Raw genomic sequence first — 12,328 nt, forward strand, 5'->3', positions numbered from 1 at the left:
AAAGCCTTGGAATCGCGAAGACTGCGTATCCAGCCGCCTACCTGAATTTCCTGGTTCAGATATGCGTCCCGGTTTTTATATATGTCTTTTATAGTGATCAGGTTCATAAACATTCTCCTTTTTATATATTTAATTTTATATTGAAATTAATTAAGTAAGTAGTATATTTGTAGTGTATAAATATTTATTATGCAGAAATAAATCAAATATTTTAATAAATAAAAAAATGAAAGTAGTAAATTTATGTGTATCATTATTGGTACTCTCTTTTGTCGTAGCGTGTCAGCCCAAAACGACAACCTCTGATCAGATCGCAGATGAAGTGTATCAGGTAGATAGTTTGTTGGTTTTGCAAGACTCCTTGATCGGTGATACGGTAGAGGTTGAAGGTTTTTGTGTCGATATTTGCGGGCATGGCGGTTCTCATATTACTTTGATGGGAAGTGATACGACTCAGATTGTCAATGTAGAGGCCGGACCTCAAATCGGTTCGTTCAGCAATGACCTGAGAAATAATAACGTTCGTGTAAAGGTCGTTATTAATGAACAACGAGTGGATGAAGCTTTTCTTTCTGATTGGGAGCACCGTTTAGATGAAAGTTTGAAGACTCCGCAAGGTAATCCTGAGGCGGTAGCAATGTTGAAACAGCAAATTGCCGAAATTCGGGCAGCAATAGCGGAACGTGCCGAAAAAGAAAACAAGAATTATTATAGTCAGTATCATATCGTTGCTTCAGAATATGCCGTCCAATAATTTTTCTGCTAAGATACGCAAGTGGTTCCGGATCATTCATCGGGATTTATCCTTTATTTTTGCCGGGATAATAATTGTTTATGCGGTTTCAGGTATTGCATTGAACCATAAACGTGATTTTAATTCGGATTATCGGATTTCTCGTTCTGAAATTATGTTGAAGGGCGATTTCCCGAAACAGGAAAAAGTGTCGAAAGAGGAGACTTTGGCTTTACTTGATCAAGTCGGGGAAGAGAATGCTTATATGAAACACTATTATTTCGGGGATCAGCAAATGAAAGTCTTTTTGAAAGGTGGCTCTTCTTTGGAGGTCGATATGAATACCGGTAAAGCTTTATATGAGTCGGTAAAAAAACGTCCGATATTGAGTGCTTTCAACCGTTTGCATTATAATCCGATGCGTTGGTGGACATGGTTCTCCGATGTGTTTGCCGTATCTCTGATTATCATAACGATTACCGGATTGTTTATGAATAAAGGAAATAAGGGCATTATCGGACGAGGAGGAATCGAATTTATAATAGGAATCTTAATTCCCGTTTTGTTCCTGATTTATTTAAGCTGATATAGACTTGATATTATAAAAAAACGTTCGTTTATTGAAACGAACGTTTTTTTATAATAGGGAAAAATATTAGTTGGCTTTCTGAACTACCGGTATGCGGAAAAGTTCAACGTCACCGCCTTTTAATACAACATCTAATTTACGGTCCGCTCCTGTGGTATTAGCAGATTTGGGAGATATAACAACATTCCCGTATATTCCGTAACTTGCATTTAACCAAGATTCTTCTTCTGTTATGGGATTTGATGTTCCGGCAGTACAAATTGCTACATCGATGCTTCCGTTTGCGTCGATACCGTATTCAACTCTGCTTGTGCTGATGTCGCTAGCATTGAAACTCAATAATGTATTGTTTGCGATTGTTGTTTCCCAATTTGCATCCCAAACCGTGATTTCTGTTGCAGGCATAGGATTTTGCATGATGGAAATGCTCACAGGTTCTGCTGTTCCTGCGCTGATATTTAATGTTATATTTCTCATCATACTGGTTTCATTTGCTTGGGTAAATTTGATTTCGACTGTTTCTCCACTGCGTCCGCTAGTCTTGTTGATACTATACCAGGGTGTATAGGTTCCATCTTCAGGGTCGTTCCAATCTTCTACGGTCATGTTCCAACGTCCGGCATTTGTTTTAATAACGAAACTGAATGGAGCTCCGTCTTTATAAGGTGTGGTATAAGTATACATGTTATTTTCCATGGGGACACCCGATAAAATGATCGTATTTTGAGTATCAGTTCCCAATTGGGTTATTGTAAATTCAACGGGTTCTGCACCGGGTACGGTAATTTTGAATGTCGCCGTTCTGTCGTCACTTTCCGTATGAATGCCGGCTTTTACCGAGATGGTCGTATTATTCAATACTTTGGCAGTACACCAAGAACCGTTATTTTCGACAGCTTCTACCTTGATCAATTCTGCGGGAGCATTTGTCGTGATGTGAACGACCGTATCGACTAATTGGTCGGTAGGAAGTTCCAGTAAAGCATCGTCTTCGGATGCTAAAGATAGAGTGTAGTTTACTTCTTCTCCCTTTTTGTCATCATCGTCATCTGAACAACTGTTCAATGTAAATGAAAATGTTACTGTTAATAAAGCGATGACTAAGAATTTCAGATCAGTAATTTTCATAGATCATTTATTATTTAGTTAGTAAATAGGGGAAGCGGTAACTGCCGCTTCCCATTAGTTATTATTTGTCAAACAATTTTTGAATAACTGTGATCTGGTAATCATAGTATGCTCTTGTACGAGCATCTCCTGTACCTCTCTTTGCTTTGTACAGATTTAATATGTTTTTCAAAGTTGCGGTAATAATCGGACGACCGACACCTGCGGATAATTTTGCAGGAGTCATATTATGCCGGGCATAAGATTGTTCTTCTTTATGAAAACTGCATTTATCGTGTTGTTTACAAAAAGCGTTGCTTTCTTTTGCTACCGAATCCATCATTTTTTTCAACTCTTGTTCCGGATCAGCCAATCCACCCATTAATCCTTTGTTCATAGACGGGTCGAGGTTGGAGTATTTCATCAATGCTGCAACTGCGGCATTTTGAAGATTCATGTCTTCCTGAGTCAGGGATTTTGATTTAATCGTATTTACGAATATCGCATTTGTCGCATCTTTCAGATACTCATCTAATGTATATAGATTTTCTTGTCCTGAACGTTCTCCTTCATAAACGCTTCCCATGATTCCAGGACCTAAGATTCTCCCTACAATAGAGTATTGGAAGTTGTCATAGAGGTTAGATTCCAATCCGGTAATTCTCATTATGTTTTCAGGAAGAAGCCATTTCCGGCAATTCAGTGCTTGGTCTGTGAGCCATATCATCGCTTTTTTCTGTTTATCTTTTGTAATATACCGTTTTGCATAATTGCTTTTTCCGTCTTGTACGATATCTTTATATTCCACTCCTCCGAGGTAAGGCATTACATGAGTCAAATATCTCATGTATTGACTTACGCAGGCCAGATACATTTCTTGTATATCATCGTAGTTTTTATTTTCTTGAGCAAACCATTTATCGATATTCGAAATAATATATTTCAGATTTTCGATACCGTAGTTACTGGCTTTGATATGATCATTTCCCAAATCTTCAGTTTGGTCGGTAGGGTCTTCATTGAGAAATAGCTGCTGTGCCCCGAATTCATACATCGGATCTCCTTTTTTATCTGTGATGATTTTATTCAGGTAAGGATATTCATCTTCTGCAGTTTTTGCATCTTTGAAGATACGATACCCCCAATTGATAGCGTGCATATCATAAACCCCCATTAGTGGCGGAACCATCCGTACACCTTTTTCAAAATCTCCTCTTTGTGCAACATAGTTATTTCGGGCATAGTCCATGATACTCGGAGTAGTTCCGTATTTTTGTGTGAAAGACGGACTACGTAAGGAGTCTACGGGGAAAGAGTAACTTGCTCCCATATTGTGCATCAATCCGAGTGTGTGGCCGATTTCGTGGGATGCTACATAACGTAAAGACTCATTCATTACATCATCATCGAAAATCATTTTACGGACACGTGCATCTACTGCTCCGGTCTGGGAAAAACGCCAATTGTGGACTAACGAAATTACATTGTGATACCACATGACTTCACCAACCAGAATTTCTCCGCTACGCGGATCGATATAACTCGGCCCGGCGGCATTAGCAATGTCATTGGTCATATAACGTACGCAATTGTAACGAATATCGTCCGGATCGAAATTCGGGTCGTCTGTTGGATAATCTTTTGCTACTACTACGTTTTTAAATCCTGCTGCTTCAAAGGCTTTGTTCCAGTCTTCGATACCGGCTTTTACTGCTCCTCTCCATTTTTCAGGAAATGCGGAATCTACATAATAGACAATTTGTTTTTTAGGTTCTACCAGTTCTCCTTTGAAATATTTTTCCAAGTCTTCTTCTTTCGGTTCTACACGCCAGCGGTGAATAAATTCTTTGGGTAAAATTTTATCTGCTTCGGATGTGTAATAATAGTAACCAGAACTGAAGTATCCTACTCGATTGTCTTGATAACGGCTTCTCATCGGTTCTTTGGGGAGCTCTATTATAGAACGGCGCATTGTGAGGGTATATCCTCCATCTGTAATATTGAAGTTCAGAATACTAGTAATCTCTATGTTTTTTTCAAAGCTTTTTACCTCTTTTAATCTTGAGGCTGATGCATCATAAGAGGCGCTCATCGTTTCTCTTGTGCGGACACTTTGGCGGATCGGGGTGATACATTTCTCGTTCGATACGAAAAATGAGGTGACGTCTATCAATAAAGTGTCGTTACGAGAGGCTTTTATTTTGAATGTTTTTAAAATCGGATTATTGAAATTCCGTTTGAAAGAAGCAGCGATGGCATCATCTTCTTTTACTTTATCGTAAGTTTGTACTGTATGCATATATACATTGCTTGTGTCTGCTGAAAGACAGAACATGAACGGATCTCCTAACATTTCGCCTGCCGTAAAGTTTGAACTGTTACTGGTTTCCGATACTCGGTTTGCCAACAAATACAGGTTATCCAAGTTTTTCGGTGTTATTTCCAGAAGAAGTTCGTTTTTGGGTGTAACCCATGCTTTAAATACTCCGTCGTGGGGTGTCGCTTTTTGAATAGCATCGGCAAATTTATCTTTTTTCTTTGCTGGTGCTGTTTGTTCGGTTTTACCTTTATTTTTCTTACTTTTTCGCTTAAACCATCCCGCATTTGCGTCTGGCAGAGCTACTGATAATGAAATCAACAAAGCAAACAACTTGTATTTCATACTGTACATAATTTATGATAGTTAATGATTTTGGTTGAAGAATAAATTTGTTATTTTGATCTTTTAAAATTGTTTAAATGCGATATTCTTTATACGGGAGAAGTCTTTCCATGTTTCTTGATCGGTAATTTCTATTTTATCTGCCGAGTCGGTTACCTGATATTTTCTTAAAGTTCCTCCGTTTTCCTGTCCCTCTTTATATGTGGCGATATAAAAGAAGTCTTGATCTTTCTGATCCGAGATAATATCATTGAAGATTGCCGTGATTTTTTCGCCCGGAAAAGATCTAAGCTCGACAGCTGCACTTCCGTTTCTGAAATTGTAACCGTATAACGTATTTCCGGCTGCATATATCAAGTATCCTTGTCGGTTTGTTAAACTGAATAGTTCAGATTGGTCTATATTCGTTGCTCCTGAAACCATGTATTTCCCGCCTTTAGTAGCAGAACCTCCGGTACGTGTAATCGTGTAAGTATAGAGATATAGTTTGCCATCAACCGGATTTTTTAGTAATGTAGCAGATTGCCCGCTACCAAAAAGCGAATTGATTGTAGTTACAAAATCGAGTCCGTCAGGCGCAAAAACCTTTTTGGTATTCCAACTGAACGTGTTGTCGCCGTCACTATCAGCCATATCTTTCATACTCTTGGCCAAAGTCCTTAGATAGGTGAATCTTTTGTCATCGGTATTATATAGAATGAATTGATCGATGACAGCGGCAGATATATCTTCACCACTACGGTTACAAGCTATTTTGTCCCCGATATTGAAATATCTATATCCGTTTTCTTCTTCGTAGTAGCTGACTGGATTTCCGAATTCTCCTTCGTTCGAACTAGATAAAACATACGCTTTACCATCAGCGAGAAACATTCCTCTTTTGTCTTTTAATTTTTGAATATCCGTAATAACTATGTTGTTGCGGTATCCTTTTTGATCCGGATCGAAAATTGTAAGTTCCGTAGGCTGGTCAAATTCATCACGTCCGTATCTGAAAGTATTATGTGCCGTGCATACATAAACTTGTTCTTCATATAATTCGGGGCTATTATCTACCCATATCAGATTAATATCTTTATGCGGAACGTTACTGCTGTTTGTCAGTATATTTTTTAAATGCAAAGTATCCCGGCTTATCGACAGCATATCGACACGGACATTTCCGGCGTCATCTTCACAGGCCAATATCCATCCCTTGGTATATGATGTACTCACATTCAGTTCTACGCTTTTACTGAACACTACATTGGTGTTTTGATCGGTTATTTTTAGGTAAAGGGTAAAAGCCTCGGCCGGAAGTGTTATGATGCAGTCCAGATTTCGTTCGTTTCCGAGAACAAAACGTTCTCCCGGATATTTTTGAGTTCCGACAGCGACCCACTCATACTTATAAGATCCTTTTTCTTCGGGGTCTAATGAGAAGTTCAGTTCCGGTGTAATCGTCAGTCTATCTACATTTGCCCGTACATTGTAAATCGTATCGGCTGCAAATCCTTTATCTCCGATCGTGATGTCATTGATGTCCGCATAGTCGTAATTCCCTTTGTCCTTAAAACAAGACGAAAGTAACAACATACAAAATACCAATAGATAAGCGTTATATTTCATTGTCGATTCTTTTTTAATATTGAATACCTTCTCCGGCAGTCATTTTTACAAGATTCCCTTCGGAGTCCCGGTAATCTTCATAAATGGTCTGTCCTTTAGCTTCCATTTCTTTTAGGTATTGATCGAATTTGATTCCCAATGTTCTTATTTTTACGGTTGACATAGGCTCTAAAAAATCAAGCAGTGTCAAATTGAACTGTTCGCAAATAAGCCTATTCTTTTTTTCAGAGTAAGGACCTAAAAAATATTCGTTGAATCCCGGTAATTTTACCCATTTATCGCTGATTGAGATCGTGTGGTGTATGACGTCTATACCAGTTTTGTCAGAACTGTTGGGTGCGAGCCAATATGGCATAGGCAGATTGAAATCTTTTGATTCTTTCAGTTGAAGCTGAAGTGTTCGTTCATTATCTTTTAATGAACTTTTTTTATAGAAGTGAATCGGTATTTGGGCATAGATTTCATTTGCCTTTACATAGTATTTTTCTTGTAAGGGTTCGTAATCTTCTCCGGCGATAGCCGTACTTTTTTCCGGTACGACTTCAATAAATACTTCTCTGTCGTGTGGAACAGTTTCTCCGATGATTTTTACTCTGACAATCAGTATAGAATCTTCTTTGTCGAATACAGCAAACGGTAAACTCGTATTATCGGTATAGTCTAATTTGCTGTCATCCAATCCGCCTTTCGTTTTGGACATGGCAAAATAGATACCTGAAGCTCCGGAATATTCGGGTATCTCTTCCCTGCATCCGGTAAATAGTGCTAAAATAGCTATAAGATTCAGAAATATGATTTTCTTCATTTTCCTTTTTTCATTATTTTATTTACGCTCTGCCAACTCTTTATCAGGGAGATCAAATTGATAGTTCGATAGTTCTATTTTCATATCTCCTGCACTCCTGTTGTATAATCGGGGTATTTCTGTAATTCCTTTTCGTTTATAATACCAGAATAGTTGACCTTCACCGATAAACTCCCGCACATATTCATCTTCTATACTTCCGTCAAGGCTTCCTCCAGAAGAGACCTGTGCTGCTTTTCTTGCACTTCTCAAGTCGTTGACCCATGTGAGAGATTTTTCGCATTCGGCTGCGATAAGGTACATTTCCGAGATTCGTAAAATGGGAATAATCGATGCATATCCTAAATCACCGTCGGTTACGAAGCCGTATTTAACAAAAAAACGACCGTCATTTGCTTCAATATCCCGCAGAGCCTGAAAGTGACAAGTCCTTAAATCTCCTTCATCATCATATAAAGCCTTTACGCCGTTTTCAGTCATTGTAAGGAGGTTTTTAAGTTCCAGTTTATTAGAAAACAACTTGTCATATATATCGGTAGATCTTTGTGTATTATAAGCTCCAAACAAAACTTCTGAAGAAAATATGCGGTCTTCAGCTTCGCGATTCACAGTACCGGTGGCAGCCTGTCCGTTTACTTGTTCACGGGTTGCGAACGGGAAAAATTTAGATGCTCCGGAAATGACTTTCCGTGCATATCTCCCGGCTTCTGTCGTATTTCCGGCATATAGATATACTCGTGCGGTTAATGCTTGAACTGCAAAGTAATTTAAACGGAGATTTCTGTATCTCAGTCTGTTATTTCCTTCGGCACTGGATTGTGGACCTTTGGTAATGACCGGATCTACATTTAATAATAAGTTTTCGGCTTGGTTCAAATCCGTTAATATTTTATCTACGACATCTATTGCACTTAATAAAGGCTTTACATTTTTTTCTGTATCATCTGAATATGGAATGCAGACTTTTCCCGGTTCGTAGGAATAGATCGGACCGAAAATGCGAAACATCTCGAAATGCAACATCGCGCGTAATGCCAAACATTCTCCCTTTATCAATTCATAGTTAGATTCGGAGAGAACCGAACGATCGTTTTCGCAGTGTTCCAATATCGTGTTTATATTGGCGATCAGAAAATAGGCTTCTTTCCAAGTATCTGCTACCGCATCTTTTTTAGCTTGGAGTTCGAAGTTTGCTAAAGATCTGTATGTATGAGAATTTAACGGTTTTGTCGTGTCGTAGTATTGTGCTAATATATCGAATGTCCCTGCCGTTAAAGTTCTTCCGTATAAGTTGGTATTTAGCAGGTGTACATATACACCGTTCAATGCGGTGAAGAAACCCGATTCACTTTGGAAAAGAGCGTCTTCCATAATACGATCTTCCGAGTCAACTTTCAGCCACTCTTTGCAAGAGCTTCCTCCTAAGAGTGCCGATATTAGTGTGATAATAATGACATATTGTTTCATAACCTATGATCCCTTTCTAATTAAAATCGTACACCTACAGATAAAGAAACGTTTTTGGAGAACGGATAATCAGTCCCTCTTTCTTCTTTAAATGAGGATATTCTGAAAATATCATTCATATACAAACGGAAAGAAACACCTTGAGCCTTTATTGCTCGTACCCATTTCCCGGCGGTTTCGTAACCGAAACTGATAGATTCACCGGATAGTACATTTTCGTTGATTACGAAGCGTGAAGACATCGGGGTACTTTCAAAGTTGTTGATAGCCTTGAATTTTGCCTTATCGCCCGGTTTCTGCCAACGATCATATAGGGCTCTTTTGTCTTGATTATAATACATCCCCTGTTCTGTTATATTTTCGACTTTGTTGTATAAAGCAGAAGCAAAAGTCTGTGCTCCTAACTGGTAACGTAAGTTGACGGATGCGGAAAATTGTTTGTAATAGAACGATACACTGAAAACTCCTTCGAGATCTTTTGCTGTAGATCCTACAACGACCTCATCATTTGCATCGTATTGAAATGTATAACTCCCGTCTTTTTTAATGAAAACTTCGCGTCCTGTCGCCGGATCTATACCTGCCGAGCGTACAGCCCATATATCGTCGGGACTTGCTCCGTCGTAGTAACGACGGAGGGATGTGCTGCTTCCTTTTTCATTCATGAAGTCGAGCTTATTTCCGATATTGAAGTATTCGGAAGTTCCGTTACTGAAAGTAAGATTAAAGTTCAACCGTGTCGTGGGGCGTTTTATTGCTGTATAGCTAATCATTCCGGAGAAACCTTTGGAGATCTGTCCGCCGAAATTGGTATATATCTTGTCTGTCCCGACAGATGGAGGCATAGGGATAGAAACCAGAAGAGGATCGGTTACTTTATAGTAATAGTCTCCGCCTATTCTCAGACGGCTATCCAAAAATTCAAAATCTATACCGAAGTTTTTGTCAATTGTCTTTTGCCATTCCAGCCCTTTGTTGGCGAATTTTTCTATAATAGCACTTGTGCCGAAATGATTTTGGTATTCGGGGTTATAAATATATGTTCCGGACGAAAGATAAGCATCGAAGTTTTGGTTGCCCGGATTACCTATCGAGAACCTCAGTTTCAGAAGGTCGATCCAATCGACTTGGAACCATCGTTCATTGTTGATATTCCATGCGATACCGGCTGCCCAAGTTGAGGTAAACAACTTTTGAGCTCCGAATACAGACGATCCGTCGAAACGTAAACTTGCATCGACCATATATCTGTTTCGGTATGAGTAGTTTCCGTTTAGGTAGAAGCTTGTCGATCGACTTGTAGCGTTTTTATATGTCGGCTTTGCGCCCTCGTCAAATCCTGCAGAGAATTGGGGGTTTTGATGGAGATCACTGGTAAATCCGTAAACGGAATATCCTGAGTTTTTGGTGTTTTTTTCACTAAAAGTCCATCCTCCTACGGCATTTATTTGGTGTCTGTCTTTAATGACTTTACCGTAAGTTAGCGTAATGTCTCCATTATAAGAAAAAGTTTCACTGTCGTTTTTAGAATAAGAACCTTTTTTATCTACACCTGTGAAATCCGGATGGCTCGGAGACTTGAATGCTTCATTTTGAGAGATCAACTTACTGATTCCTATACGGCCTCTCAATTGGAACGATTGAAGAAATCGCCATATAATGCTGAAATTGTCTCGTAAAGTGATGTCATTAGTGGCATCATTGTTAACGATGTTATAAAGATATAGGGGGTTATAGATCGGTTCTCCTGCAACATCAAGAGGTTCTAACAGTTCCGATACAGTACCGTCGTCATTCGTTTTTCTGTAATAAGGATTTGCCTCGGCAAATTTTGAGAATTCTACCGGTTCTCGCTTTGAGTTTACCAAATCGACATTGAATTTGTTCGAGAAAATTAAAGAATTCTTGCGATAGGTGAGGTCGATGTTTCCGCTCATAATTTGTCTGTCAGAACCTTTCATTACTCCGCTTTCATCGTTATAGCTTAGTCCTATACCATACTGCATGGCTTTGTCCCCTCCGTCTACATATAGGTTGTGAGAGTGATTGAAGACCGCTCGCAAAGGTTCTGACAACCAGTAAGTATCTACGCCTCTTTTTATCTCTTTCAGTCGGCTGTAATAGAGGGCGTCTAATGCATCCTGACTTTCCATATTGTCTTTAGCCGTGTAACGTCCGGCGAGAAGTTCGTATTGTAGCTTTTCTTCTCCGTTCATAAGATTGTATCCTGTTAGATCAGGCATCTGCAATTGGAAGTTTCCACTGTAAGAAACTCTTAATTGTCCGGGTTCGGGTTTTACGGTTTCCACAACAATGACCCCATTGGCAGATTTTGACCCGTATATTGCGGTGGATGCTGCATCTTTTAGCACTGTAACGTTAGCGATACGGTCCATGTTCAAGTTCATGATGTCATTTATTGTGACTTCTATTCCGTCCAAAATAAAAAGCGGTTGGTTGGCTGTATTGTCATAATCTGAAGAAAGTTCTCCGACAATACTGGTTTTCCCTCTAATCTCCATATCCGGCATTCGGTTCGGGTCAGAACCCCAAGTGTTATTGTCCATTACTTTTAGTGAGGGTTCCAAAGTTTTCAAACTTTGAATTAGGTTTTTTGTACCGATTGTCTTTAGATCTTCTTTTGAATAAGTTGTTGCCGAACCGGTAAAACTGTCTTTTTTACGAACATAGATACCGGTAACCACGACATCCTGTATTTTTTTTACCTTTTCTTCCAGAATGATTATCGCAGATTTTTGTCCGGTGAAAGTAAATTCTTTGGGCTCCATACCCAAACAACTGATAATGATGATTTGCTTACCTTCCGGAATATTTTTTAATATGAAATTTCCGTATGCATCTGTCGAAGTTCCTGATGCCGGTTTGCTTTTGACGTATACCACAGCTCCCGGAAGAGGTTCACCCGACTGATCTTTTACAACTCCCATGAAAGTTCTTTCTTTTGAAGTTTTTTCTTTTGAGTTTTTTGTATCCTTATCATTATTTTGAGAAAATAACGGGAGTCCGGAGAATAAACATACCAAAAAAATAAAAAGATATTTTTGCATGAGTAATATTCTAAGAAATTATAGTTTAGTAAGTAGCATATTTTAAAATCAAAAAACTTTGCTGAAAAATAATATCGATAACACAGTTTAGGTTATGTTCTTTCGACTGTTTATTTATATTGAAATTTGTATCCGATTATCGGACATTACTTATTTGATTTATTTGCATCGATCGTTATAAAATTTCTATCGGTTTTAACCGTTTTCTTACTTGTTTCTCGCATTTTAATAATATGATAAACATTTGTGATATTTTGAGTGATTCTTAAAATGGTGTGCAAATATAGAT

Annotated in this window: 8 protein-coding genes; 2 read left to right on the forward strand and 6 right to left on the reverse strand. The window is 38.7% G+C overall.

Translation table 11 applies throughout. The features are described 5' to 3' along the window. The first annotated feature begins 226 nt into the window (after positions 1-226). Entirely contained in the window at positions 227-754 is a 528-nt protein-coding gene (locus tag AC1WHX_RS06380; protein WP_009317963.1) for a hypothetical protein, read from the forward strand. Further along, positions 741-1,319 carry a PepSY-associated TM helix domain-containing protein gene (locus tag AC1WHX_RS06385; protein WP_303115839.1) on the forward strand — a complete coding sequence of 193 codons (579 nt, stop codon included), beginning with the start codon at positions 741-743 and terminating at the stop codon, positions 1,317-1,319. The genes AC1WHX_RS06380 and AC1WHX_RS06385 overlap by 14 nt, the downstream gene beginning before the upstream one ends. 69 nt (positions 1,320-1,388) lie before the next feature. Here AC1WHX_RS06385 and AC1WHX_RS06390 read toward each other — a convergent pair whose 3' ends face one another. From AC1WHX_RS06390 to AC1WHX_RS06415, 6 genes are all read right to left on the reverse strand, one after another. Continuing rightward, on the reverse strand, positions 1,389-2,450 hold the full coding sequence (locus AC1WHX_RS06390; RefSeq protein ID WP_022390093.1) for a BACON domain-containing protein: 1,062 nt from the start codon (positions 2,448-2,450) through the stop codon (positions 1,389-1,391). A 61-nt stretch (positions 2,451-2,511) separates the two neighbouring features. Then, positions 2,512-5,091, reverse strand: coding sequence for a zinc-dependent metalloprotease (locus tag AC1WHX_RS06395; protein WP_303115841.1), 2,580 nt, complete (start codon positions 5,089-5,091; stop codon positions 2,512-2,514). Between the two features lie 63 nt (positions 5,092-5,154). Beyond that, a complete protein-coding gene (locus AC1WHX_RS06400) occupies positions 5,155-6,699 on the reverse strand; it encodes a PKD-like family lipoprotein (RefSeq protein WP_481229019.1) in 1,545 nt (514 codons plus the stop codon). A gap of 13 nt (positions 6,700-6,712) precedes the next feature. Then, positions 6,713-7,504, reverse strand: coding sequence for a DUF4843 domain-containing protein (locus AC1WHX_RS06405; RefSeq protein WP_303115844.1), 792 nt, complete (start codon positions 7,502-7,504; stop codon positions 6,713-6,715). Between the two features lie 18 nt (positions 7,505-7,522). After that, positions 7,523-8,971 (reverse strand): RagB/SusD family nutrient uptake outer membrane protein, encoded by a 1,449-nt coding sequence (locus AC1WHX_RS06410; RefSeq protein WP_303115846.1) that lies wholly within the window; start codon positions 8,969-8,971, stop codon positions 7,523-7,525. A 20-nt stretch (positions 8,972-8,991) separates the two neighbouring features. After that, entirely contained in the window at positions 8,992-11,919 is a 2,928-nt protein-coding gene (locus tag AC1WHX_RS06415) for a SusC/RagA family TonB-linked outer membrane protein (protein ID WP_303115849.1), read from the reverse strand. Between the last annotated feature and the right edge of the window lie 409 nt (positions 11,920-12,328).

This window comes from Coprobacter sp. (assembly GCF_982436375.1).

Excerpts from the sequence above, each read along its gene's own strand:
- AC1WHX_RS06405 (WP_303115844.1), bottom strand. The coding sequence starts at position 7,504 with ATGAAGAAAATCATATTTCTGAATCTTATAGCTATTTTAGCACTATTT.
- AC1WHX_RS06395 (WP_303115841.1), bottom strand. The coding sequence starts at position 5,091 with ATGAAATACAAGTTGTTTGCTTTGTTGATTTCATTATCAGTAGCTCTG.
- AC1WHX_RS06415 (WP_303115849.1), bottom strand. The coding sequence starts at position 11,919 with ATGGGAGTTGTAAAAGATCAGTCGGGTGAACCTCTTCCGGGAGCTGTG.
- AC1WHX_RS06410 (WP_303115846.1), bottom strand. The coding sequence starts at position 8,971 with ATGAAACAATATGTCATTATTATCACACTAATATCGGCACTCTTAGGA.
- AC1WHX_RS06385 (WP_303115839.1), top strand. The coding sequence starts at position 741 with ATGCCGTCCAATAATTTTTCTGCTAAGATACGCAAGTGGTTCCGGATC.
- AC1WHX_RS06400 (WP_481229019.1), bottom strand. The coding sequence starts at position 6,699 with ATGAAATATAACGCTTATCTATTGGTATTTTGTATGTTGTTACTTTCG.
- AC1WHX_RS06380 (WP_009317963.1), top strand. The coding sequence starts at position 227 with ATGAAAGTAGTAAATTTATGTGTATCATTATTGGTACTCTCTTTTGTC.
- AC1WHX_RS06390 (WP_022390093.1), bottom strand. The coding sequence starts at position 2,450 with ATGAAAATTACTGATCTGAAATTCTTAGTCATCGCTTTATTAACAGTA.